Source organism: Agarivorans sp. D1326, from assembly GCF_056958115.1.
In genome coordinates this window covers 89,248-113,726 of sequence record NZ_JBTWEN010000011.1, presented here as the reverse complement: position 1 = coordinate 113,726, position 24,479 = coordinate 89,248, and the positions used below count along the sequence as shown (strand labels likewise).

General features: G+C 44.1%; 18 protein-coding genes and 2 tRNA genes. 9 read left to right on the top strand and 11 right to left on the bottom strand.

Features of this window, described 5'->3' with window-relative positions; all coding sequences use genetic code 11:
* The first annotated feature begins 331 nt into the window (after nt 1-331).
* Nucleotides 332-805, top strand: a complete 474-nt coding sequence (locus tag ACYFDN_RS18575) for an Lrp/AsnC family transcriptional regulator (RefSeq protein ID WP_016403897.1) — start codon at nt 332-334, stop codon at nt 803-805.
* A gap of 25 nt (nt 806-830) precedes the next feature.
* On the opposite strand, the gene ACYFDN_RS18570 is transcribed toward ACYFDN_RS18575, so the two are convergent.
* The gene (locus tag ACYFDN_RS18570; protein ID WP_016403898.1) at nt 831-1,547 is read right to left on the bottom strand and encodes a DUF3581 family protein; all 717 of its coding nucleotides are present in this window, start codon (nt 1,545-1,547) and stop codon (nt 831-833) included.
* Between the two features lie 321 nt (nt 1,548-1,868).
* On the opposite strand from ACYFDN_RS18570, the gene ACYFDN_RS18565 reads away from it, so the two are divergent.
* On the top strand, nt 1,869-2,378 hold the full coding sequence (locus ACYFDN_RS18565) for a hypothetical protein (RefSeq protein WP_016403899.1): 510 nt from the start codon (nt 1,869-1,871) through the stop codon (nt 2,376-2,378).
* Here the strand turns inward: ACYFDN_RS18565 and ACYFDN_RS18560 are convergent.
* On the bottom strand, nt 2,359-3,396 hold the full coding sequence (locus tag ACYFDN_RS18560; RefSeq protein ID WP_016403900.1) for a gluconeogenesis factor YvcK family protein: 1,038 nt from the start codon (nt 3,394-3,396) through the stop codon (nt 2,359-2,361). The genes ACYFDN_RS18565 and ACYFDN_RS18560 overlap by 20 nt on opposite strands.
* Nucleotides 3,397-3,608: 212 nt before the next feature.
* On the opposite strand from ACYFDN_RS18560, the gene ACYFDN_RS18555 reads away from it, so the two are divergent.
* The 3 genes from ACYFDN_RS18555 to ACYFDN_RS18545 all read left to right on the top strand — a co-directional run bounded on the left by ACYFDN_RS18555 (nt 3,609) and on the right by ACYFDN_RS18545 (nt 5,191).
* Complete coding sequence (locus ACYFDN_RS18555; RefSeq protein WP_483512291.1) at nt 3,609-4,424, top strand: UDP-2,3-diacylglucosamine diphosphatase; 816 nt, start codon at nt 3,609-3,611, stop codon at nt 4,422-4,424.
* 124 nt (nt 4,425-4,548) lie between these two features.
* Nucleotides 4,549-4,624, top strand: a tRNA-Thr gene (locus tag ACYFDN_RS18550).
* Between the two features lie 123 nt (nt 4,625-4,747).
* Nucleotides 4,748-5,191, top strand: coding sequence for a tellurite resistance TerB family protein (locus ACYFDN_RS18545; RefSeq protein WP_016403902.1), 444 nt, complete (start codon nt 4,748-4,750; stop codon nt 5,189-5,191).
* A gap of 73 nt (nt 5,192-5,264) precedes the next feature.
* On the opposite strand, the gene ACYFDN_RS18540 is transcribed toward ACYFDN_RS18545, so the two are convergent.
* Complete coding sequence (locus tag ACYFDN_RS18540; protein ID WP_483512290.1) at nt 5,265-6,722, bottom strand: methyl-accepting chemotaxis protein; 1,458 nt, start codon at nt 6,720-6,722, stop codon at nt 5,265-5,267.
* Nucleotides 6,723-6,967: 245 nt separating this feature from the next.
* On the opposite strand from ACYFDN_RS18540, the gene ACYFDN_RS18535 reads away from it, so the two are divergent.
* From ACYFDN_RS18535 to ACYFDN_RS18525, 3 genes are all read left to right on the top strand, one after another.
* Nucleotides 6,968-7,043 (top strand) — tRNA-Trp (locus tag ACYFDN_RS18535).
* A 388-nt stretch (nt 7,044-7,431) separates the two neighbouring features.
* Nucleotides 7,432-8,796: a glycoside hydrolase family 30 protein gene (locus tag ACYFDN_RS18530; protein WP_483512289.1), complete on the top strand. Its 1,365-nt coding sequence runs from the start codon at nt 7,432-7,434 to the stop codon at nt 8,794-8,796.
* Between the two features lie 458 nt (nt 8,797-9,254).
* Nucleotides 9,255-11,306 carry a glycoside hydrolase family 16 protein gene (locus ACYFDN_RS18525; RefSeq protein ID WP_483512288.1) on the top strand — a complete coding sequence of 684 codons (2,052 nt, stop codon included), beginning with the start codon at nt 9,255-9,257 and terminating at the stop codon, nt 11,304-11,306.
* Nucleotides 11,307-11,383: 77 nt separating this feature from the next.
* On the opposite strand, the gene ACYFDN_RS18520 is transcribed toward ACYFDN_RS18525, so the two are convergent.
* Nucleotides 11,384-12,976 carry a glycoside hydrolase family 16 protein gene (locus ACYFDN_RS18520; RefSeq protein ID WP_227981514.1) on the bottom strand — a complete coding sequence of 531 codons (1,593 nt, stop codon included), beginning with the start codon at nt 12,974-12,976 and terminating at the stop codon, nt 11,384-11,386.
* A 531-nt stretch (nt 12,977-13,507) separates the two neighbouring features.
* Between ACYFDN_RS18520 and ACYFDN_RS18515 the strand changes: the two genes are divergently transcribed.
* Complete coding sequence (locus ACYFDN_RS18515) at nt 13,508-14,521, top strand: LacI family DNA-binding transcriptional regulator (RefSeq protein WP_472589166.1); 1,014 nt, start codon at nt 13,508-13,510, stop codon at nt 14,519-14,521.
* A gap of 35 nt (nt 14,522-14,556) precedes the next feature.
* Here ACYFDN_RS18515 and ACYFDN_RS18510 read toward each other — a convergent pair whose 3' ends face one another.
* From ACYFDN_RS18510 to ACYFDN_RS18480, 7 genes are all read right to left on the bottom strand, one after another.
* A complete protein-coding gene (locus ACYFDN_RS18510) occupies nt 14,557-14,982 on the bottom strand; it encodes a hypothetical protein (RefSeq protein WP_483512287.1) in 426 nt (141 codons plus the stop codon).
* Nucleotides 14,983-14,997: 15 nt separating this feature from the next.
* A complete protein-coding gene (locus tag ACYFDN_RS18505) occupies nt 14,998-18,435 on the bottom strand; it encodes a hypothetical protein (RefSeq protein ID WP_483512285.1) in 3,438 nt (1,145 codons plus the stop codon).
* A gap of 65 nt (nt 18,436-18,500) precedes the next feature.
* Complete coding sequence (locus tag ACYFDN_RS18500; protein ID WP_016401634.1) at nt 18,501-19,484, bottom strand: ABC transporter ATP-binding protein; 984 nt, start codon at nt 19,482-19,484, stop codon at nt 18,501-18,503.
* Nucleotides 19,481-20,449 (bottom strand): ABC transporter ATP-binding protein, encoded by a 969-nt coding sequence (locus tag ACYFDN_RS18495; RefSeq protein ID WP_329774826.1) that lies wholly within the window; start codon nt 20,447-20,449, stop codon nt 19,481-19,483. Before ACYFDN_RS18495 ends, ACYFDN_RS18500 begins: the two co-directional genes overlap by 4 nt.
* The gene (locus ACYFDN_RS18490; RefSeq protein WP_221074779.1) at nt 20,446-21,384 is read right to left on the bottom strand and encodes an ABC transporter permease; all 939 of its coding nucleotides are present in this window, start codon (nt 21,382-21,384) and stop codon (nt 20,446-20,448) included. Before ACYFDN_RS18490 ends, ACYFDN_RS18495 begins: the two co-directional genes overlap by 4 nt.
* A gap of 8 nt (nt 21,385-21,392) precedes the next feature.
* Entirely contained in the window at nt 21,393-22,367 is a 975-nt protein-coding gene (locus ACYFDN_RS18485; protein WP_016401631.1) for an ABC transporter permease, read from the bottom strand.
* A gap of 48 nt (nt 22,368-22,415) precedes the next feature.
* Nucleotides 22,416-24,053 carry an ABC transporter substrate-binding protein gene (locus tag ACYFDN_RS18480; RefSeq protein WP_152784225.1) on the bottom strand — a complete coding sequence of 546 codons (1,638 nt, stop codon included), beginning with the start codon at nt 24,051-24,053 and terminating at the stop codon, nt 22,416-22,418.
* Nucleotides 24,054-24,479: the final 426 nt, after the last annotated feature.

The following is a 24,479-nucleotide window of genomic DNA, read 5'->3' as shown; positions in this document are numbered from 1 at the left end:
CAAAAGAATAAACAAAAAGGTGGCCTAAGCCACCTTTAGATAGTTTGGATACTTAAGTGATGGGTTTCACTGTTCTCTGTACTGGCAAAGGGTAAATGCCGATTAGAGTGGGGCTAGTTAACGTGGTGAGCAAACTATTGGCTAGCAAATAGGTATATTTGTTGCCGTTCCCGAGTATTTTTCACTGTAATAAGTATATTTAATATAAAAGGGTGAGTGTTTGTCTATATTGCGTATTTTTAGAGTTTGTTGGCAATGATTGTTGTAGTTTGGATTTATTTGGGGTGAAATAAACCAAGGTTGATATGATGCTTAAATTTGGAGGTAAGTAATGCGCCTTGATCGCACCGATAGAAAGATTTTAGATTTGATGCAGAACAATGGGCGAATTAGTAATTTAGAGTTAGCTGAGCAAGTTGGTTTATCTCCGTCACCGTGTTCACGGCGGGTAAAAGCCTTGGAAGACGCCGGGCTCATTGCTAAACACGTAACCTTACTTAACGAAAAAAAGCTCAACCTTAACCTTACCGCTTATATTCATATCTCTATGGATAGGCATACCCCAGAGCGCTTCGAAAACTTTCAAAAAATAATTAGTGCCTATGAAGAAGTTATGGAGTGCGCATTAGTTACTGGCACCGACGCCGATTACCAGCTTAAAGTTGTGGTTAGAGATATGGAGCATTATCAGGCATTTTTGTTGGGCAAACTAACTCGGATAGAAGGGGTTACTGGCGTGCGCTCTAGCTTTGTGCTGCAGCAGGTGTTTAGCCACACCGCCTTGCCTTTATCGCAGATAAAATAAAAGCGCCGATTGGCGCTTTAGTTGTTTACGCTTGTTGGCGTTTTAAGAAGGCCTGGCGGCATCCTTCGTAGTTATCAATTAGCATGTCACTTTCGGCTTTTTCGTACGGAAGTAAACTACCTAGCACCATGCGTTTTTGACCTTTGCCGATAACTTGGCCATCTTCGCTGATAGTAAATTTAAGCAAGGCTACGCCGCGTTTTCCGTTGGGAATAAACTCACCGCCAACAAACTCTAAATGTGGAGAGCGAGTTGGTAATTGCTCGAAATGCAGGCTCATGTTTTCGTAAATCACTAGTGGGCGCTTACGATTCAGCATTAAGCCTTGTTCTTCGAGTAGGGGGACTAATATGTGCGGAAAGTTACGCCCAGAGAAACGCACATAGTCAGCAATAATATCGCCAATAATCTCAGCATCTTTTAGGTTTTCACCGCTGCGTTCTAATTGCAGATATTCTTTGCCGTTGTTATCTACGAGTAAGCAGTGTTGTTCTTGTTGTTCAATACTTAGTGGTACGCCATCGGTGACCATGCCGGCAAAGGTAAATTGCATGTCTTGGCTTAAACCAAGCTCGTTTAGCATAACTGAGAATAACAAATCACCAGGAACACAGAAACGCGAAGAGTCTGCATCGTGAATGGCATTAAAGTCGTTGGCGACGCCTTTGGCAAAATCACAAGCTTGTTGTCTACTAAATACAAACTGTTGATCTTCGCGACTAAAATATTGGTTTAAATTCATAACTCACTTTCTTTGCATGATGCGGCGAGCGGCGATTTTAGCAAATATTAATAGAAGGGTGGTCATATCAGTATAAAAAGTTTTTTTTATGTTTTTTCGAATGCAAATATTCTAGCCCCAAACTGGTGCTTTTTACTAAGCAACTCTTTTCACTGAACTAATCAATTTTATCCACAAGGACATTCTTCTTTAAATTGATTTATTTATCAAAAAAGAGCTTTGCAAGCGATTAAATCTGCCCTACCTTTAAAGTGAGAAAAGAAAGATTGGTGGCAAAATAAAGCGTTTTTGCGTTTTGTTGATAAACCATAGGCACATGGAATGAGCGAGCAAGCTATGGCGAAAAAGTCACGCTATTGGGGAAGTATTGTACTAGGCGCAGTTATTGTTCTAGTAAGCGGCGCAACCACTTGGGTAGCGTTGTTTGATAAAGCTGCTCCTTCTTATCAGCTAAGCTTCATGTTCCATCGCCCTGATGGAATGACAACCGTGAATGTAGATTGTGAGAATCTGCATTATTCTATTCGTCAAACCTACCATAAACAGGACAATGCTAGTGAAGCGGTGCAACAGCTGTCGATGTTGGTTTGCTCAGATATTTATGCGCTACTGCAGCAAGTACCTAAGCAACTGGCTTCGCCATACTCGGGAGAGCACCGTTCAGAAAAGCTGATACGTTGGACCCAAGGTGACAATGAATGGCAGTGGCGTTGGCAGGATAAATACGACCCGTCATTACGTCCGGTATTTACTCAGCTGGATGATTTGATGCGCAGAATGCCTGACTCAGCCTTAGCGGGCGGAGCCAATATTAACCCTCAGTTCCGCTAGCCTTTACCAGCGACAAGGTTTGGCTGTCTAAACTACTAAGGTAGGGCAGCAAGGCGTTGGCAAGTTTCTCTGAATCGTGGCGCACTATGTCGCTGTCTTCATCAATTAAGTCGGCATAAATCAGCTGATATTTGTTACCAATAGCTTCTAGATCATCAACCGCTACTACTTGCGCGCGCTCCAGGTTGTAGTTAGCTATCATTTCGTCACTGGGTATATGGTTATTCACCACAACAGCATCTAGAGGGCGACCTAAGTAGTGCTCTAAATCCGAAATAAAATGCTCTAGATTATAACCGTCGGTCTCACCAAACTTAGTCATAATATTGCTTACATACACAAGCTTAGCTTTGCTGCTTTTTATCGCTTCTTTAACGCCCGGTACTAATAAATTAGGAATAATGCTGGTAAATAGATCGCCAGGGCCTAATACAATCGCCTCAACGGTGTTGATGCGCTCAATCACTGGTGGATAAACTCGCACTTGTTCAGCGTGATGAGGAACTAAAAATACATTGGCTATTTTTTCTCGTTGATCGCCGCGAGGCAAATCGATGGCACTCTCACCAAAAATACGTTCACCGCTGGTAAGTTCCGCCACTAAGGTGGACTTATCAATGGTGACCGGCAAAATCTCACCTTCAACGTCAAGCATTTGCGCTAAGCCTTGAATACCCTCCGAAAAAGAACCGCTGTATTGCGAGAGCATGGTAAGCAGCATGTTACCGGCACTATGACCAGACAAACGCTTGCCTTTGGTAAATCGTTTTAACAAAAGCTTACGGGCTAATTCTCGATAGGGAGAGAGGGCTAATACACATTTAAGAATATCCCCAGGTGGCAAAATGCCTAGTTCATCACGCAGGCGGCCGGTGCTTCCGCCACTGTCGGTCATCGATACAATGGCGCTAATCGCTAGGTGATCTGCATCTCTAAGAGCCGATAACAATACAAAGTGACCGCTTCCGCCGCCAATGGTGGCAATTGATAATGGGCGTTGTGGGGAATTCGATCTCACTATCTACTCCGTGATGGTTATGCATTCCAATTAACTAGATTAAGCGCTACTAAATCCTAAGTACTCTCACTAGCCTAATTGAGTTTAGTACACTAAACAAAGCCTCTTAGCTTAGCAATGATAATTCTGTCATGGTCTTGACATCAAAGCGTCACTTTTTGGTCAAATATGCCTTTTAGATTAGCCATAACAGGGATGATGTGGCGTAAGTAATGACAACAAAACAGATCTATCAAAGCCTATGGCTCTCAGATATTCACCTGGGTTGTAAAGATTGCAAGGCAGAAATGCTACTGCAGCTACTACAACAAACTAAAGCCAAGCGAATTTTTTTGGTGGGAGACATTGTTGATGTATGGGCGTTAAAGCGCCGGGTATATTGGCCAGAGTCTCACAACCAAGTACTGCAATACTTGATGAGTTTGGCTAAATCCGGTTGTGAGCTGGTGTACATTCCCGGCAATCATGATCAACTGTTTAAGGCTTATTACGGCATGGATCTCGCCGATGTGAAAGTGAGCAAACAGTACCGCTATACCAGCATTACCGGTAAACAAATTTTGATGGTGCATGGTGATCAGTTCGACGAAGAAGTCTGTTTTGGCCGTTTTTACGCCAAGTTGGGCGATCACCTTTATGACTTCTTACTATTTCTAAACCGCTCTTCGAGCAAAATTCGCCATGCGCTGGGTTATCCCTATTGGTCGTTGGCGGGGTATATCAAGTCTAAAATTGCCAAAGCCACCGAGGCTATCGCTCGCTATCGCCAAGCAGTGGTGAATGAGGCTGTGCGCCAAGGAGTAGATGTGGTGATATGTGGGCACATTCATCACCCTGAGCTAAGTGAGCAACAGGGCGTTGTATATGCTAACGATGGTGATTGGATTGAAAACTGCACCTTATTGTGTGAAACCATGGATGGTCAGCTGCAATTACGCCGCTGGGATGATCGTTTGAAAACGACAGTAGAACTTGAATCGATTAACCTTGCTGAGCCTCAAGTACTAAGTGCTGAAAAAGTAGCTTAATTGGTTATTAAATTGGCAGTTGTGCGCGGATTAAAAATTTTTTCACTCTGGCCGTTGACAAGCACTGTGAAAATCCGTTTAATAGCGCTCGCTCGATACAGCGTATCAGCAGTACCAACAGTGTGCCGATTTAGCTCAGTTGGTAGAGCAACTGACTTGTAATCAGTAGGTCGCCAGTTCGACTCCGGCAATCGGCACCATCCTTTTAAAGCCTCGTCTTATGACGGGGCTTTTTCATTTCTAACGCTTGCTTGTTGGTTATTTGGCATTTTGCTTGGGCTAGTTTATTCTGCTTTTCTTCAAGAGTGTAAAGAGGAAGGCGCATGCTTAAAGCCCTTAAAGAGTTCTTACAGGCCACGCTAGAGACTAGCAGTGAGGGTGAGTTACCCAATGTAGAACTCGCAGCAACCACCCTACTAGTGCAATTAAGCCAGAGCGATAACCAACAAAGTAATGCCGAAAATGCGGTGATACTGCGTAAAATAAAGCGGCTTTTTGAGCTAGATGACAAAGAAGCTGAGAATTTATTTTTGCAGGCGCAAACTCAAGCTAATCAAGCCATCTCGGTATTTGACTTCACCCGTCATGTTAAAGAGTTGGACTACCAATTGCGTTACCAGTTTACCGAAGCACTTTGGAAGGTGGCCTACGCAGACGGCGTTATCGATCCACAAGAAGAGGCACTTATTCGCCAAGTGTCTGATCTAATCTACCTTAGCCATAGTGACTTTTTAAAAGCCAAAATGTCGGCTCAGCCTTCTGCTTAACGCCCCAGAGCAGCATTCAATCAAACCAAAAACTCATACTTAGTTATTGTTAGTATGAGTTTTTTATAGAGTGTCAAAGCTCGCTACGAGCAACGGTTTGATGAAGCTGCTCAGCCATGCCCTCTAATTGAGTGGCAATGTCGGTAAGTTGTTCGGTATTGTCTAATAATGCCGAACTGCTCTGTGAATTATGCTGACTAAAGCTCGATACCTCTGAGCTGGCATTAATTACTTCTGCTACGGTTTCTGCTTGTTGCTGCATTACCGCAGCCATCTGCGCCACTCCATCAGAAATATCCTGCACCAAGCCAATGATGCTATGCAGAATTTCACCGCTTTGTTCAACCACCTTATAACCTTGCTGAACGTCGGCAGAGCAGGTTTCCAACAAACCTCGAATTTGTTGGGTCGACTGGCTACTACGCTGGCTAAGCTCGCGAACTTGGTCAGCCACCACAGAAAACCCTCTGCCATGCTCACCGGCTCTAGCAGCCTCAATAGCAGCGTTTAAAGCTAACAGGTTAGTTTTATTTGCAATGTCGCTAATCAAGTCGGTGACGCTGTTTATTTGCTGGTTACTACTAAGAATTTTTTGCATCGACTGTTCGGTTTGATTAATGGCCAGAGCGCTTTGTTCTGCATTGCCAGAAGCTTGTTGCGAGAGCGATAATAGCTGCGACGTTGAGTGATTAGCTTGCGCTAACACCTGTTCCATGTGCGCCAAATTTTGATTAATTTGAGAAATAGATTGATGCTGGTGGGCGGAGCTTTGGGCAATTTGAGCTGCTTTATTGTTCATTTGTTGTACGGTGTTCGACATATCGCTGGCAGAGCTAACCAATTGTGTAGAGCTATCACTAGCGTGTTCAACCACCTGTTGAAGTTGTAGTTTGGATTGCTCTGAAGCCTGCATCATATCTTGATTACTTAATTGCGCTTGCTTCGCTTGCTCAAAAGCTTGGTCGCGCAGCCCTAGCGCATAGTTTTGCCCTAGCCATAACAATATTAAAGGCAGTAAGAAACCAGAGAATAACTCAATGGTCATTGCACGCGCAGGTAATTGCATTTGCGGGAACTGCATCCCCGTGTAGTCGGCCCATAACATTACCAAGCCAATGCTAAATAAAACACCGGTCCAAAGGTTTCCCCAAAAACGATTACTTACTAAATAGCTTAATAAGGACAGGGTAGGCAGCCAAAAGATATGCGGCGAGTGCAATAAGCCCCCAGATTGATAAACAATGTTCATGGCATGCAGCGCCATGCCGGCTAAGGCTATATTGGCTACTACAAGGTAGTGCCAACCAGCGCGTAACATAGTGCTGGCGAGTAGGGTGCTAGCGATTAAAGCTAAGGAACTAATTATAAGATCGCTATGGGCATATTTTTGCCATTTAAATGCGCTATATATTCCCACTAATAAGCCAAAAAATAAGTAAAACAGCAAGGTTTTTACCGCTTGTAGGTGTTCGTCTTTAACCTTTGTTCTAGGCTTAAAGATACTGGCAAATATCTCAACTGGGTTTAGCATAATTAGGCTCTTGTTATCCTTAACAGGTCTGTCCACTTTGATGCTGCCCTTGGTTTAACAACTTTGCAACATGCTAAAAAAAGAACTGTGCGTGAGTTAAAAAATAAACAAGCTCATTTTTGTTTGAATTTTCGACACTTTAGCGGGTTTTATCTGCAAATTGTTGGTTCTTTGTGCGCTTGAACAAAAGCACACGATAAACTCTTTACCTTTAAACTGGCTTATGTATAATTCGCTTCCGTTGCAGGGGCGTAGTTCCAATGGCAGAACGTCGGATTCCAAATCCGAATGTTGGGAGTTCGAATCTCTCCGCCCCTGCCAATTTCCTTTCTCTTAACATCCCATAACGCCTTATAGTTCCAAAAAATAAAGAAAATCTTTCATTCGTCGTCCAACGGCATCTTTCAATATCCAGCAAAATTCTTGATTTTATGTAACCCCTTATGTGATAAGGCCTAGTGTTATTGTTTAAACAGAGCAGCATTTACACATTACATTTTGTAAGCGCTTCCTTTTTTTGTAACCAAAATACAGGGGGTAATATAAAAACATACTCATGAATTCTCTATTTATTCCTTAATTTAGATGGATTTTTGGGTGATTTTTCTTTCTTTTTGGTTTTCTTATTTTGTGATTTAGGTAGATTGAAAAAGAAAGCGCTTTCATTGTAACCTGTGCACAATTTAGATAAACAAAGTTGAGTGAGTAAATGAAAGCAACACATTATAGAACACTTGAGCGCACCGGTGAGCGATGGGCAGAAAAAGCGGCAGTGCAATTTAAGCCTCTTTATAAAGTGCAGCAATCGATGATTGCGGTTAACTCGGAAGAAAAATTTCAAAGCCATATCGGCTTCGGTGGCGCGTTTACTGAAGCCGCTGCTAGTATTTTTCACGAGATGCCAGAAGCCTTACAAGAGGAATTTATTAAGGCCTATTTTGATAAAGAACAGGGCTTGGGTTACGTATTAGGGCGAGTGGCTATTCATTCCTGCGACTTTGCCTTAGGCAACTATACCTATATCGAAGAAGGGGATAGTGAGCTTAATAGCTTTGATATTTCTCACGAAGAGCAATGGGTTATTCCCATGATTAAGAGGGCGGCTGAACAGGCTGGTGAGCCGATCACTATGTTGGCATCGCCTTGGAGTCCGCCGGCATTTATGAAATCTAATGGTGAAATGAATTACGGAGGAAAACTGTTGGCCGAATATCAGCAGTCTTGGGCGAATTATTACACCAAATTCATCGAGCAAATGGAGCTGCGTGGCGTACCTATTTGGGGCATTAGTATTCAAAATGAGCCAGAAGCCGACCAAATCTGGGACTCATGTTTTTATACCGCAGAGGAAGAGCGCGATTTTATAAAAGATTACCTAGGCCCAACTATGCATGCTGCAGGCTACCAAGATAAAGCGATTGTCATTTGGGATCATAATCGTGATGTTATGGTTCAGCGAACAGCCATTGTATTAAGTGACCCAGAGGCCGCTAAATATGTATGGGGCGTGGGCAATCATTGGTATGTGAGTGAAGATTTCGAAAACCTTTCTATGGTGCATCACCTTTACCCAGATACTCATATTATCTTTACCGAAGGTTGTGTGGAGCTAACCGATACCTCAGTAGATAAGAATGACAAAAGTGGCTACTTAGGCGCTTGGGGTAATGGTGAGCGTTATGGCAGAAACATAATTGGAGATTTTAATAATTATTCTGAAGGTTGGATTGACTGGAATTTGTTGTTAAATGAACAGGGTGGTCCAAATCACGTAGAGAACTTCTGCGAGGCTCCCATTATGTATAACCGCCAGGCTAAGTTACTGATTTATAACAACTCATACTACTACATTGGCCATTTATCTCGCTATGTTGAGATTGGCGCTAGGCGAATTAAAACTCAAGTGATCGGCGAAAATTTGCATGCGGTGAGTTTTGAAAATGGCAATGGAGATCGAGTCGTCGTAGTACAAAATGAAGGGCATGTGGCCAAGCTTACTTTGGTGGTGGATGGCTTAGGTGCGGAGCTGTCTTTAGCGAATAACTCGATCAGCACTTTTGTGTTAAAAGCATAGTCACTTGTTAGGTTAGTGAGCTTTATCGCTGAGATGCATCCGGATACTAATTGGCACTTGATTGACTAAAACGCTCGATGTAATTCGGGCGTTTTGTACTTAAGCAAGTAATTGATTTTTCAATATTCTATTTATCCTCTACGCCAGTGCGTTCTGATAGTTGTCAGTCAACAACGAGTAGGAATATACCGATACACCTGCAATTTACTCACTGTTACTAAAGCAATATTTACTTATTTTAGTAAGCGCTTTCTATTTTCCTCGCCTAAATTGTTAGTTCCTTCTTTCTTGTTTGTTCTATTTTAGGAAGGCGGTATTTTGTTTAAGTTGTTGTTAAGTGTGAGTTTGTTCGCATATATGCAGAGAGGTTAGGCTAGTGTTGATTGTATGGTTTTAAGCCGATATCAACAATGTTATAAAGAAAGCGCTTTCAAAATTAACAAGACAAGGATGACAAAATGAATGTTAAGTTTTGTTGTAAGGTAGCGGCGCTTCCTGTGCCGTTGTTGTTGCTTGCCTGTGGCTCTACAGAGCAAGCTAAGCAATCGGCAGAGGCTTTACCACAGCCAATAGGCAGCCCGGCAGCCTATTGGCAATTGGTATGGAATGATGAGTTTGATTCTGATGAGATTGACCAGCGTAAATGGAATGTAGAAGAACATTGCTGGGGTGGTGGAGGCGCTAGCCAGCAATGTTATACCAAACGAAAAGCCAATATACAGGTGTCTGACGGTAGCCTAAAACTGCTGGCAAAAAAGGGCAGTTTTACTGGGCCTCGCTTACCCAGTGGTGATAAACGAATTACAAAAACACAAGCTTATACCTCGGCAAAGCTGAGCACTAAAGGTAAGGTCGATTGGCGTTATGGCCGAGTTGAAGTGCGCGCAAAACTGCCTCAAGGACAAGGTACCTGGCCTGCTATCTGGATGTTACCCTCTGAAGAAAAGTACGGGCAATGGCCCGCATCTGGCGAGATTGGTATTGTAGAGGCAGTAAACTTAAAAACGCCTAGCGATGCTAAGGGAGTTGATAGCTCTGCTTTAGAGGACCGTTTGTATGGCAGTTTGCATTATGGACGAGCGGTGCCTGAAAATTTACGTTCTGGAAAAGACTATCAGTTGCCTAATGGCATTAACCCGGCTGATGGTTTTCACACATACACAGTGGAATGGGAAGAAGGAGAGATCCGCTGGTTTATTGATAATGTGCACTATGCAACTCAGCGACAAGATGAGTGGTATAGCCAATACCGCAACAATGGTCACTTGGTTACCGCCGAAGGAGCTGCTCCTTTTGACCAAGCATTTTACTTAGGCTTGAACCTCGATGTTGGCGGCTCTTGGGCTGAAAACGCTAATGCCACAGGCGTAGATGGTGATATTTTTCCGCAGGCATTAGAAGTGGACTTTGTGCGGGTATATCAGTGCACTGTGGAGCGAAGTAGTGGCAAAGGTTGCAATAGCGTACCGCAAGAAGCAAACCTAGTTGAAGGCTTTAGGCCTCCGATTACAGTAGCTGTGGATACGCAATTTGCAGAAGGGCCTCGATTTAGCTTATTTGATGATGAACTGGACTACAGCTTAATGTTGAACAGTTATGACCCAAGAAATGCGATGCGCTATCGACTAACTGCGGATCCTTACCGCGGGCAGGTGATTGAGATTAGTAAAGCCGGCAAAGCCGGTAATGTGCATTTGACCGCACCTGAAACCAACATGAACCATTGGCAGGAGGGTGGACAACTCATCTTTGATTTAAAGCTACTTAGTCATGCTAAAGGCGCTAAATTGTTGGTGAAAATGGATAGCGGCTGGCCTAATGCTAGCGATTATGAAGTAGAGTTACCAGCGCTAGATACGTGGACTGAAGTGAGGATAAACGTGGCAGATCTAGCCGCTGGTGGAAACAGCTTAGTGTCTGGCAAGTCGGTAGATTTGACCAAAGTGGTTAATCTGTTTGTTATCGAGCCAACAGCCAGTATGGATCTGCAAGTTGACAAACTACGCTTTGAGTACCCTGAAGCAAGTTTGCCCTTTAACTTTGGCCAACGTGGCTTGGCTTACTACTTCTCAGATTTCGGCGGCAATAATAGTCAACTAATCCAAGATCCTAGCAAGCAACGTAGCCGAGTGGCGCTTACTCGTAAATCAGCCAATGCGGCTGGTTGGGCGGGAACCAGCTTAGGAGAGGGAGCCGGTTTTAGCCAGGCTATCCAATTAGATGAGCTTAAGCCAACCATGAGCTTGTGGGTGTACTCTCCTGCTGTGGCAACCCCAGTAAGGTTAAAGATAACCGACAGTAAGCAGCCAGATAGTTTTGCCGAAGTTGAAGTGCTTACTCAAAGCCAAGGGCAGTGGGAGCAGCTAATATTTGACTTTAGCCAAGCCACGCCAAGTTGGCAGAGTGATACTCGCTACAACAAAGTGACTTTATTTTTTAACTACGGTGTACGCGGAGCAGAAGCTGGAGAACAAGTTTTCTACTGGGACCAACTGAAGGTAGGCAGCTAACATTGCTTGAGTGCTATTAAGTAAAAAGGGGGGAGAAGCCTAAGCTTCTCCCCCCTTTTTTGTGCCAGTTTACATGGCTATTTTTTTTCAAATCGAATGTTATCTAATTTGAAGGTCATTTTGTCGCTTGGTTCAAATACCAATAGATTGCTGATTGCAGCAATGTCAGCTTTCTTACCTGCTGCATGGCTATTTCCGCCAGCGAGAATATCTTTAATATTTAAGCGAACTTCCTTCCATTCACCGGACGCTGGTAATGGTACTTCAACATCACTGGTGTGGGGCCAACCGCTATCGAGTTTCACCAGTAGTTTGGCGTTGCTAGCTTGCTCTTCAACTTTAATATCAAAGATGAGTTGGCCGCTTTCTAGCCAGTGGCTTAAATCGGTAAGAGGTGCTCTAAAGTAAATATTGCCGGCCCCATTGCTCTTACTCACTTTAATCACTTTACCGCGACTTGCTTCGTCAACTTCCGAATACTTAACTGTGTCTACCGGGTTGTAGCTTTCAAACGCTAGAGACTTGTTTAGACTATCACTGTAAATGTCTAATAGTGGACCATCTGCATAGGCATCATCTACTGCCAAAATAGCTGGTGGTTTTACGCCAGCAACTAACACTGCATTGTCAGATTTTGCAGCACAACCTTTGCCTTTCCAGCGGTCTACTGTACAGCGATATACTTTTACTGAATCAATCGAGAAGGTCTGTGGAAAGATTGACTCATCAATGCCGCCTTCATTGGCCTTGGCTGCCCAGTTACCACCTACCGCAAGGTTAAGCAGTAAGTGGAATTTTTGGTTAAACGGCGCTTCTGATTCTGCATTAACCAGCATGCCATCTTTCTCATATTGGCTATACCAGCCCTCGTGAGTTTGTGTTGCGTAGTGGTAGTTATCAACGTACCAGCGAATTTCACCTTCTTCCCACTCAATAGCATAGGTATGGTAATCATCTGCTGGGTTAGCACCATTCGGCAATTTTACACCTTGGCCTACGTGGGCGTTATCGGGCCATTTTTTACCAAAGTGTAGGGTGCCGTGAATGCGTGATTCAGGCTCGCCAATAGCGCCCGTTTCATCAGATTTAGCTTTTAGGTTTACTGCTTCCATGATGTCAATTTCACCCGATGCAGCCCAGCCGCCATATACCCAGTCAGACGGTAGCATCCAAATAGCTGGCCAAGTCCCTTGACCCGATGGCAACTTAGCGCGGATCTCAAAGCGACCGTATTTCCATTCTTTCTTGTTTAGGGTGCGTAAACGGGCAGAAGTAAATGGAAGGGTTTTGTTTAAGCCTTTTTTACCGTCGGGATTGTCAGGGCCGGTGAAGTTTCCTTTCTTGGCAACAATGTTAAGTTTGCCGTCTTCAACAAAGGCATTTACTTTGCGGTTGGTGTAACACTGCTGTTCGTTGTTGCCGCCACCCCAACAGTTTTCTTCAAAGCCCCATTTGCGGGTATCAATTTCATCACCCTCAAACTCGTCGCTCCAAATTAGTTTCCATTTGTCACTTGGAGTAACCGGCTCGCCAGTAATTTGTTTGGCTGGTTTAGTTTGAACCAAGCCACTACTTCCGTCTGAAGAAGACGAAGTGGAACCACAAGCTGTAAGTGTGGTGGCTAGCGCTAGTGCTGAGAGTTTTCCAACAGAACTCGGCTTAATCATCATTATTCTTCCTTGCTAAGCTAAAATCATTTTGTAAGCGCTTTCTTTATAGCATTTGTGTGTATTGCTTTAAATATCGTCGTTTGGGATCTGCTTAATTGTCATTCATATTTGCGTATTGCTTCACAAAACCTAGTGTTTAAAGGGGTTTTGGGCGAGTTTGGCATAGTGTTGGTTTTGCTTGCTTAGTTGGCTTTGTGGTGCGGGCTGTTCTTTTTTTGTTCGACTTTTTAGCAAGCGCTTTCTTTTTGTTGGGTGTTCTGTAAGTGCAAAACCTTCTTTCGGTCGACTTATTCAGTAAACGTGTAGCTACACGAAGTGAGTGAACATGTATGGTGATAGCATTTGGCTTGGTTGAGTGTGTGATAATGTGTTCAAAATATGCGCAGGTTTATTTTGTTAGCGTTTACTTTGCTGGCTATATCGCCGTTTCCGCTCATATTACTAGCAAGCTGCGGCGATATTTAGTAAAAAGTAACATGCATTGCGCTATGCGCATGAGTAAAGCAGGTATTGAACAGTAGGGTTAATGAGTTGATAACAATAAAGGAAGTGTCTGAGCTGGCCAAAGTGTCTCAGGCTACTGTATCAAGAGCGATTAACGGTCACTCTTCAGTAAAGGAAAAAAATCGCGTTAAAGTGTTTAATGCGATAGAACAACTCGGCTATAAACCTAATACTTTCGCCCAGGCTTTAGCGTCTAATCGCTCAAACAGTATTGGCATGCTGGTGGGTAGTTTAGATGGTCCATACTTTGGCCCCTTAATGCACAACACTGAAAACATTATTCGTGAAGAACGTCTGCACCTTATTGTTACCAGTGGCCAAGAATCTAAAACTAAAGAAGTTGATTCGATTGAGTTTTTGGCCTCGAAAAAGGTTGATGGGTTGATCATCCACTCAGACAAGTTGTCAGACAACGAACTAATTAAGATTGCCGAAGATACGCCTGCATCGATTATCTTAAACCGCAATATTCCTGAGCTAGCAGGGCGTTGTATCTGGATCGATAATGAGTTGGGTGGCTATTTAGCGACTAAGCACTTAATCGATAGCGGCCATACCAAGGTTGCTTGCATCACTGGGCAAATGAGTAAAGTGGAAAGCCGCGATCGCTTGCAGGGCTATCGCAACGCCCTAGCCGAAGCGGGCATTGCCTATGATGCAAATTTAGTGATTGAAGGCCGCTTTGATCACGAAGGTAATCACGAAACTGTGCAGCGTTTAATGTCTCGCAATAAAGGCTTTACCGCTATCTTTTGTCAAAACGACAATATTGCATTAGCAGTTTATAATGTATGCAGTGATGCTAAGTTAACCATTGGTGAAGACATTTCAATTGTTGGCTTTGATAACGATACTTACAGCCAGCACATCCGTCCTCGTTTAACTACGGTTAGTTTCCCCATCGAACAGCTTAGTTACGAAGCTGCTCAAGGCGTGCTTGCCTTAATCAATGACAGAGCCCACGAAGTCACTGAGAAGTTAGCGCCAGAGTTAATCATTCGTAATTCGGTTAAGCAGTTAAAAGGTGATAAGGCGGAGTAATCACTTAGCCATACTGCTAAGTGATTAATAAGAGCTTAGCTGCCCCAAAGCTGGCCTTTTAGTTGGTTAAGTTGTTGCTGAATATCACCCGAAACTGCGATTTTGGGCGAGTTTCTATCGTTGGTATCTTGGTTTTCTACAATCAGCACTTTGCCATCTTGGCTTAGCGTATGAGTGTGGTAAACCCCTTGTTTGATGTTGTAAATTTTTCCGGCTTGCATGTTGGTTGCAACAATCTTACCGAGCTTTCCTTGGGGGGTGTCGGCGCAAAATAATATGCACTTTCCTTCAAGTAAAACAAATACTTCATCGGTTTCTAAGTGACACTGAAAGTTGTCGATGAGCTCGGTTTCGAGCTCATCAATGTAGTTTAGTATGGCGACTCGCCAGGTCTGAAAATCCACGACGGGAGCATATCCCGCCGCGTTGTAATCAGACACCTCTACTAGGTGGCTGTTCACTGCTTTTCCTCTTTTTTAACTCAGTAACATTTGGCTAGGCACCGATACAAATACCTTGGCTACTTCGCCACTGCGTTCAAAGATTTGTTTGCTGAGTTCTTCGCTCATTTCTAAAGACTCGCTCGACCACTGCTCACCGTTTTTATAGCTCACCACAAGCTGGCCTTGGCCTTGGCTTTGCTCTGTGCTGGCGTAAACAAACGGTACTTGGCAATAGGTGAAGGCTAATTGCTTAGCTTCTAGTGCTAGGGTTTGTGTATTGCCTTGTGGGTCAATGTATTGGTATTCATCGGCAGCGCTTAAAAACTCGCGGCTTTTAAGTAGTGAAGGTTTGATACTAATTTTACCTTGTTCTACCAGAATACCCAGCTCGCCAAAGCGGGTTAGAATTTCTTCCTTCACTTGTCCAGTCATGCCTGGTTGCTGTGCACCGGCTTGTTTAGGGGTATGTGAGTAAGGGTCGGTTGGGAAGGCGCCATACACCTCTGGCGATTTGTTAAAGCCAATGCCCGCTCGCACTTTGTAGTAGTACTCAGCTAGTTGTTGAGTCGCTAAGGAGTGCGGGTCAAGGTTGTAGGCGGCAAAGTAGTTCTCTTGCACCGCTAACAATAACTTAGATACCATATGCCAGTAAATCGAACCTAAGCCTTCATAGCCAAACATGGTGCCAGAGCGACCTGTAAAGGCTTGGTGGTTAAATACTTCTTCATAAATGGCAAAAATGTCTTGCCAAGCTTGGTTGGCTATCTCTGGGTAATCTGCTTTTGCAACCGCGATGGCTGCGGCTAATGCACCGGCATTTTCGAAATCTGCATTAAAATGACAGTGGCCTTGATTGTCTTGCTCAACAATACGTGGGTCGTTTTTCTCAAGCATGGTTTGCAGAGCAGGGTTACCTGCAACACGTGCCGCGACAATGCGGTTTTTGTTGGCAAAGCCCGCTAAATCACGATCGGGATACAACATAAAGGTGTTTTGGTCGGCGCGGAACATGCTGCTGTTGTATAGCTTATCAAGCAAGTGAACGGCTTCGTCTGGCGTGAGTACTCCGGCAGACAATACCGCGACTTGACCTTCTAGCATAGGGTAGAGGTAATCTACAGCCACTTCATCTTGTTTATAGTTAATGATGTTGTAAGCGTTGTACAAACCGTCGTTACGGTAGTTGCTGGCAATGCTCTTGTCCATAATCTCAAGGCTTGGAGCAAGCAACGCTTGAATGTCTTCAGCGCTTACGGTTACTTTGCCTGAGAAGCCATGTTGGTATACATACTGGCGATAATCTGCTGCTGCCTTGGCCAAGTCACGTAATACCTTGTTACGTTGAGTTTCGTTTACTGGCGCAGCCGCTACTAGTTGGCTAGCCTCTTGTAAAATTTTACTGCTAGTACTTAACCATTCCGCGAGCTCTTTAGACATGGCGTATTGCTTGTTGTCGGCAAATAGTTTTTGCATAAAGGCAACATAACGACGCATGTAATAAAGGGTTACCATAGACAAGCCAGTACCCACAATCGCGTTGTTGGCATCGTTCCATTCTGGGCGTTGGGTATTTAACCAAATACCGCCGTCTAGTACTAAGTTTCCTAGCTTAGCGAGCAGTGGAACTAATAGTTTTTCAGCCAAGTTTGCTAAGTAGACTTCTTGGTTCTGGTCTAGTAACAATCGAGCATCGCTACCCATTACGCTTTGGCGACTTTCAATGATTTTTTGTTTGTTTTCGTTAAATTCAACGGTGTTTTTGGCGTCGGCAAAAATGGCTTCTGCTGAAGAAATCTCGTAAGGCACATTGGCGTAGCTAAAGATCTCTGTATCTAGCAGGGCTTTTAGCTCAGCAGGTTGGTATTTGTCTGACTGCTCCAAAAACTTAAGCAAATAGATGATTTGGTGATCGCCCCAGTAACCAATGTTGCTCCATGGATCGTCAGATTCCAATAACTCCCAATCTACCCCAGCTTTAGTGATGCGGTAAGGGTTGTAGCCGTCAATGGTTGAGGCATTCACAAACTTGGCAATAAAGCTCTTAATAAAGCTTGGGTAACTTACACCTAGTGCTTCCCAGTTTTGGAAAATGTCACGCCAGTTACCTTGGTAAGACAACAAACGATTGCCTTGGTTATCTTTTAGCTTTATCTCGAAATGGTTCCAGGGGCGGCTCGGGTCGCCGTGGCGACGACCAAAAGTAAGCGGTAAATACTCGTGGCACAAACGTAATAATTGCGGGCTATTTTGCTGAGCTGCTAAGGATAATAGCTCGTCGTAGTTAATCTTAGCTGGCAAGCTATTTAAGAAGCTTGCTTGGTCTAGTGCAACTTGGGTATTGGCGTTTTTAAGGGTTTTCACAAAATCAGCGCTTTCTACCCAGTATTGGTCAACAACTACGCCGCCGCGCATGTTGTTAAATAAAACGTTGGCGTAGTGGTGTACGCTGGTCTCATCTTCTGCGGTTTTTTGGTAAGCATCGCTGCCCGCCATTAGCTTAAGCAGCTCTTGGTGGTTTTGTTCAACCGATGCCATAACCGCTTGCTCAAGTTGTTGCGGCTTGCTGATTTGCTGCTGCAACTCTGCTAACTGAGCGTGTGATTGGTCAACGTCGGCGACAATGCTCCAGCTATCCTGAGCAGCGGCGGCAAGTGTTAGCTTCTTATGAATGAAATAAGAGCCCCTTACTCCACGTGTTAGTTGTTCGTCTTCTACTGAGCTACCACGACGAAATGCAGCTAGCTGCTGGCTAGACAGCAGAATTGATTGGCAGTTTTCTGCTAGCGAGAATACGCTAGTCGCTAACAGTGATTCTGCAGGCTCGGCGCGGTCGCTCAATTTAGCGTATAAGCTGTAAGTGGCTAGGCTAGAGTTGGCTTCGCGCTCATTCCATTTGTAGGCATCAAGCAGGGCGCTGCTGCCTTGCATAATCGAGAACGGCGTATTCGACGGCAGTAAGTTTTGAATACCATCCACTAGCTCAATTTCACGTGTTTTATGGGTGGTGTTGGTGAGTGTTGCTTGACGAACAAAACCAAACTTTTCGCTGCTGCTCCATTGGTACTTAAAGCTTAAACCTAAATCAAAGTTGAGCTCTTCAAAGATGATTTTGTCTCCCGCAACGTTTTTATAAATATTGCGACGCAATTGGTACAAGCTATCGTGGTGTTGATTGAAGGGTTCCCACTGTTGGATGCCTGCTTCGCTCGTTACTTTTACAATAGTTTTGCTGCCGGTGTTTTCAGCATTCTCATGAATATAATCTACTGATTTGTAAGGGAACAAAGCGTTCTCTGGGCGAATGCGCCCTGCCGATAAACAACCGGTTGAAGAGATGAATAACCAATGGTCGCTGGCTGAAACCACACTGATAAAAAACGGGGCCATCTGATCGACGTTTTTGATTTGGTAGTATTTATCACCATCAATAGAGACAAACTCTCCGGTGATGTCTTTTGTTAATGTATCCATGTTTTCTTCTTTCATTAGCTTAAAATCCATGTAAGCGCTTACTTTTCAGCGCAAAAAAATTCTTGTTAAACGTTAAAACAACGTATGAAGTGATCGTCGGCAATTTGAGTCACTTCTGGAAATGCTTGATTACACTTGTCCAATGCATTTGGGCAACGCGCAGCAAATGGGCAACCCACTGAGTTAGGGTGCCACATAGGTATGTCTCCCTTTTTCGCACCTAGTTCACGGCGGCCACTTTTACTTGCTTCTGGCACCGCCGACAGTAATAGCTTGGTGTAAGGGTGCTGTGGCGTTTGGGTTACTTTGTCACTGTTGCCCCATTCCACCATGTGGCCTACGTACATAACAGCAGTCTTTTCTGCAAAGTAGCGCGCGGTAGCAATATCATGAGTGATGTACATGAAACTGATGCCACGTTTGTCTTTTAAATCGGCCATAAGGTTCAAAATGCCCAAGCGCACCGATACGTCTAACATTGAAATCGGCTCGTCAGCTAAGATAACTTCTGGGTCAACCGCTAGTGCGCGGGCAATAGCAACCCGCTGGCGTTGACCACCACTTAGCTCATGGGGGTATTTCTCGGCGGTTTCCACTACTGGCGAAAGGCCTACTAAATCGAGCAACTCGTAAACCTTGTTGCGCAGTTCTTTTTTGCTGGCGCGTTTGTGAATTAGCAAGGGGCGAGCAATATGGTGGTAGATTGAATGTACCGGGTTAAGTGAGCCAAAGGGGTCTTGGAAGATCATTTGTACTTGGCGAGCATATTCTAGCGAACCATGTTGTTTTACAAACTCATCCAAAGGCAGGCCCTTAAATAGGATGTCACCGCCATTTTTCTCATAGATGCGTGTTAGCACCCGAGCACCGGTACTTTTACCGGAGCCAGACTCTCCAACAATCGCTAAGGCTTGGCCCTTTTTAAGCTCAAAAGATACATCGTTAACTGCCCGCATTAGGTTATTTGGGTTAGACGATAAACCAATGGGAAAGTCTTTAATTAAGTTTTCGACCGCAAGTACGGTTTGATTTTCGCTTACTACGCTCATTTTTGAACCTCCAAAATATGACAAGCAGCATGAACACCGCTAGCTTGTGCGCGCAAAATAGGTTCATCGCTTTTACAGTTTTCTACACAATCGTTACAGCGCGCTTGAAAGTTACAGCCGCTAGGTAATTTGAGCAGGTTTACAGGGTCGCCTGGGATCCCGTATAAGCGCTCTTTTGGCCCATGAATGGTTGGGAACGACGAAACCAAACCTTTGGTATAAGGGTGGCTAGGCTGGTTAAATACTGTTTTGGCGTCGCCAATTTCAATCAAGTTACCGGCGTACATAACTCCAATACGGTCGGCTATTTCGCCCATTAAGCTTAAGTCGTGGCTAATGAACAAAATCGAGAAGCCAAACTTCTCTTTTAGATCGTAAAGCTCATTAAGGATCTCTCGTTCAACCACTACGTCTAGAGCCGTGGTTGGTTCATCCATAATGATTAGCTTTGGTTCTAGCGCTAAGGCGATAGCGATAACGACACGTTGGCGCATGCCACCACTTAATTGGTGAGGGAAGCTTTTTAAGCGGTCGCCATGAATACCCACTACCGACAGCAACTCAGTGGCTTTTTCGTTAGCCTGTTTTAGACTGACTTGCTTGTGAGCCAAAATAACATCGGTTAACTGCTCACCAATGGTGATAACCGGGTTAAGTGAGTTCATGGCACTTTGGAATACTACCGAGGTGTCATTCCAGCGAAATGCCCGTAGCTGTTTATCGTTCATTTTCAGCACGTCCTTGCCCTTATAAAGGATTTCTCCTTCAGGGATTAGCGCGGGTGCTTTATGTAAACGAGAAATCGCGAAGGCGAGGGTGCTTTTACCGCAACCCGACTCACCGGCTAGGCCAAGGGTCTCGCCTGGGGCAATGCTTAAACTTACATTGTTTACCGCGCGAGCAATGCCATTGGGTGAAACATAGTCAACGCTTAGGTTGTTAATCTCTAGTAATGCTTGGCTCATGCTAAACCTCGACGTTGATTGGCTGCTTTTTGCAGTTTTTTCCATACTTTTAGGTGCGGACCAGTTTTAAGTTTTGGATTACTTACTTGGTCAATTGACATGTTAATTAGCGCTAGCGCACCACCGGTAAAGGCTAGAGCTAAGGCTGGTACTAACATCTCCCACCATGCGCCGGTGTAGAGAGAAGAAGAAACTTGCGCCCAGTAGAGCATAGAGCCCCAGCTAACTTCGGTGGCGTCGCCTAAACCTAATATGCCTAAACCGGCCTCAGAGCCCATGGCGTAAATCACCGTACCCAAAAAGCCACCAAATACGATAGAAACTAAGTTAGGAAGAATTTCCACTAAGATGATGCGCAGCTTGGATTCGCCCATTACCTCGGCCGAGATGATGAACTCTTTGTTTCGTATTGCCATTGTTTGGGCTCTGATAACCCTAGCGCCCCATGGCCAGGAGGTGACCCCCAGCAGCACGGTTATCACTAAGGAGCCCACTTGCCCAAGAAAGGCGGCTAATACAATCAATAAGGGCAGTTGCGGAAAAACCAAAAATACATTGGTGATGAAGTTTAACCATTCATCAATTTTGCCACCAAAGTAACCAGAACTAACGCCAACGGCTACCGCAATGCTCATGGCAATAATACCGGCAGTAATCGCAACCGTTAGTGATTTACGGGCGCCAAAAAGCACTTGGCTAAAAACGTCGCGGCCGTTACGGGTTGTGCCCATAATGTATTCGGCACTTGGCGCTTGGTGAGGTCTGGATACACGTTTTTGTGGATCGTGTGTTGCAATTGCTGGAGCAAATAGTGCACCGAGCAAAATAATTGTAGCTAGTAATCCGCCAATAATTGCCGGTGGATTACCATGAAAAAAGGCTAAACACTTGGCTAATACTTGGCGCCACTTAGCTGAGTTGTGATGATGTTCCATAGTAAAACCTACTTCGAAATACGGGGATCAAGCCAGACATACAACAAGTCGGCGATGAAGTTTGCAGTTAGTACCGCAGTAACAAGAATGAGCAAAATAGCCTGAATAAGTGGGTAGTCGCGCGCCACAATACCTTTAAGCAAGATGTTGCCTAAGCCTTGGTAGTTAAACACCACCTCGGTCATGATTGAGCCGGCAAATGAGAAACCAATGGCCATGGCTATAGCGGTAGCTACCGGTAAGATCGCGTTACGCCCAGCGTAGCGATACATTACCCGAAAGCTCGATAGACCTTTGGCTTCTGCCATCGTCACATAGTCTTCACCCAGCACATTAATCATGGCGTTACGCATGTTAAATACCCAGGTGGCAATGCCTACCACAACCATGGAGCCCATGGGTAATATGGCGTGTTTAAGTACGCTACCAATAAACTCCCAACTAAAAGCAGGGTCTAAGGTAGGGTCGTAGGTATAAGCCAGTGGCAGCAGCTCTAACTGCAAACCAAAAAAGTAGAACAGCAATAATGCAGTTACGATGTACGGGAAATTACTAATAAAGGCGAGTACCGGCGGAAATACCTGACCAAAAAAACCTTCACGTCGATAAGAAGCGTAGGTGCCAATTGATACCCCGATAATTAGCGCTACAATCAATGAACCTAGGGCTAGGAACATGGTCCACGGCAGGGCCATACCTATCACTTCAGTTACTCCCACTGGGAACATTAATACTGAAGGACCTAAATCCAAGGTAAATACACTTTTAATGTAGGCAATGTATTGCTCAAAAACCGAGCCATCCATAAAACCATACATTTCTCTTACCGCGTCCATTTGCGCGGGATCCATTCTGCCTTGAGCTGCTGCAAATAATGCGTCAACTGGATCGCCTGGCATTAACCGGGGTAACAAAAAGTTAAAGGAGATGGCGATCAAGAAGGCTGTGAAGTAAAAGCCCAGTCGGCGTAATAAAAAACTCATAATATTTTCCAAAGTAAGAGAGCCAACCAGTGGCTCTCTACAGTTGTGTTACTTAAGGTGAAGATTGTTAATGATTAACACTCGTTTACCACCGTCGTACCATACTGGCTGTACATATGGGTTTTCTGCGTTTGGCCAACCAACAATTTTAGAGCTGTTGTATTGGAACCAAGTTGGATTAGAAAATAGCGGAATGAAAGGTAAGTTCTCTGCGCTAAATACTTGCAGCTGCTTGATAATGTCGGCCTGTTCTGCAGTGTCGTTAGTTTTGCCAAAGCCATCAATTAGGGCGTCAATTTCTGGTGAGTGAACACCATGACCACCATGCCACGTTTTACCAATGCGCGAACTTGAGTAGTAATCTTGGTAAGCCAAAATAGGGTGGGTAGCTACTAGCGACCAGTTAATCGACATTTTGTATTTACTGTCTTTTAGTGACGAGTCATAGACTGCCCAGTCAACGGTTTTCACATTGGCTTTAATGCCTACTTCTTCGAAGTATTCGGTAACCATTTGTACTACTTGGATCCAATCGGTCCAGCCGTTTACTACTTCAATATCAAACTCGATGCGCTTACCGTCTTTGGTTTGGCGGAAGCCATCGCCACTTTTATCTACATAGCCAGCTGCATCTAACATTTGGTTAGCTTTGTCTGGGTTGTAAGTGGTTAAGTCTTTGTACTTAGCGGTAACGTCGGCATCAATATAAGTGCTGTATAGTTCGCCAATACCACCGGCATTAAAGTTAACCGTTGGGTAACCATAGGCCGCGATATCTACAATCGCTTCACGATCTAAAGCCATTGATAAGGCTTTACGTAATTCTAAATCGCTAAAAGGCGCTTCTTTTGTATTTACGTATAAATGAATAGCATCGTTTGCTGGGTACCAGTAATGATGATTTTCTGGGCTTGCCGCAACAAAGGTATTGTCGATATCAGCAATAAAGTTTGAACCCCAGTCAATTTCGCCTTTCATTAAAGCGGGCTGAATTTGCGAGTTATCGTTGTAAGAGCGGTAGGTAATACAATCTAGGTGAGGCAAACCTTCCAGGTAATAGTTGGGGTTGCGGCACAACTCCATTTGCTGGGTTTTTATATACTTCACTTCGGTCATTGGACCGCTACCAATAGGGTTGGGGTTTGTGAAGGTGGTTAAGTCACTTACTTTACTCCACACCTTTTCTGGAATGATATGGTATTTCTCTAGGTTCCAGATAAAGGTTGAATCAGCCTGGTTTAACTTAAACTCTACCGTTGTCTCATTCGTTGCTTCAATGCTAATTAGGTTGCCTTCGGTCCAAATACCCCGTTGGTCAAATGCACCATTTTCTTTGGTCATGGTGAAGCTATAAGCTACATCTTTAGCAGTAAGAGGGCTGCCATCAGACCAGGTTAAACCATCACGAAGGGTGAGCTTAATGGTTTTAAGATCGTCGGAATATTCAGCTGATTTAGCCAGGCGCCACTCAGTGTTACCGGTCATATTGTTGAAGACCATTAATGGTTCAAACATCACACCATGTAATAAGTCTTTAGAAGTATAAGGGTTGTAGTTTTCTACAAAACCAGTACCAATGATGGGTACGGTAAGGGTTCCGCCTTGTTTAACATCGCTGGCTATTGCGCTTCCTGATGACAACATTAAACCGCAAATAATTGAAGATAAAACCGTTTTACTCTGCATTAGATAATCCTTTTTTATCGGCACTCTCGCTAGGTACGCTTTCTTATTAATCCTTAAGGCCCATACTATAAGTCTTAAAAACCAAAAAGAAAGCGCTTTCTTTTGAGGCACTCTATTTTAGAATCGAAATGTAGGCAATCTAAAGGCGGTTATTTTTCTACTTAGGTCACATTTAGCTCTATTTTTACCTAATTAGGGGTGTTTATGAGTGGAAAGTACACGATTTTCTTGGAATTTAAGTCGTGCATGTTGGATCTTGATAAGCTTTTCATAGGATTTGTATGAATAATATTTTGAAAACGCTTACTTTTCGTGATGAGCCTCAATATTTTTAATTAAGCCTTGCAGTAACGCTGTACAGATTCCGTTAGCTGTTGTTTATTTATACGTGTAATGGCGATGTAGCATTGCGCTCTAAACAAATTC

Bases quoted from the DNA above. Each gene is read 5' to 3' on its own strand.
- ACYFDN_RS18575 (WP_016403897.1), top strand. From the start codon at position 332: ATGCGCCTTGATCGCACCGATAGAAAGATTTTAGATTTGATGCAGAAC.
- ACYFDN_RS18570 (WP_016403898.1), bottom strand. From the start codon at position 1,547: ATGAATTTAAACCAATATTTTAGTCGCGAAGATCAACAGTTTGTATTT.
- ACYFDN_RS18565 (WP_016403899.1), top strand. From the start codon at position 1,869: ATGAGCGAGCAAGCTATGGCGAAAAAGTCACGCTATTGGGGAAGTATT.
- ACYFDN_RS18555 (WP_483512291.1), top strand. From the start codon at position 3,609: ATGACAACAAAACAGATCTATCAAAGCCTATGGCTCTCAGATATTCAC.
- ACYFDN_RS18545 (WP_016403902.1), top strand. From the start codon at position 4,748: ATGCTTAAAGCCCTTAAAGAGTTCTTACAGGCCACGCTAGAGACTAGC.
- ACYFDN_RS18540 (WP_483512290.1), bottom strand. From the start codon at position 6,722: ATGCTAAACCCAGTTGAGATATTTGCCAGTATCTTTAAGCCTAGAACA.
- ACYFDN_RS18530 (WP_483512289.1), top strand. From the start codon at position 7,432: ATGAAAGCAACACATTATAGAACACTTGAGCGCACCGGTGAGCGATGG.
- ACYFDN_RS18525 (WP_483512288.1), top strand. From the start codon at position 9,255: ATGAATGTTAAGTTTTGTTGTAAGGTAGCGGCGCTTCCTGTGCCGTTG.
- ACYFDN_RS18520 (WP_227981514.1), bottom strand. From the start codon at position 12,976: ATGATGATTAAGCCGAGTTCTGTTGGAAAACTCTCAGCACTAGCGCTA.
- ACYFDN_RS18505 (WP_483512285.1), bottom strand. From the start codon at position 18,435: ATGGATACATTAACAAAAGACATCACCGGAGAGTTTGTCTCTATTGAT.
- ACYFDN_RS18500 (WP_016401634.1), bottom strand. From the start codon at position 19,484: ATGAGCGTAGTAAGCGAAAATCAAACCGTACTTGCGGTCGAAAACTTA.
- ACYFDN_RS18495 (WP_329774826.1), bottom strand. From the start codon at position 20,449: ATGAGCCAAGCATTACTAGAGATTAACAACCTAAGCGTTGACTATGTT.
- ACYFDN_RS18490 (WP_221074779.1), bottom strand. From the start codon at position 21,384: ATGGAACATCATCACAACTCAGCTAAGTGGCGCCAAGTATTAGCCAAG.
- ACYFDN_RS18485 (WP_016401631.1), bottom strand. From the start codon at position 22,367: ATGAGTTTTTTATTACGCCGACTGGGCTTTTACTTCACAGCCTTCTTG.
- ACYFDN_RS18480 (WP_152784225.1), bottom strand. From the start codon at position 24,053: ATGCAGAGTAAAACGGTTTTATCTTCAATTATTTGCGGTTTAATGTTG.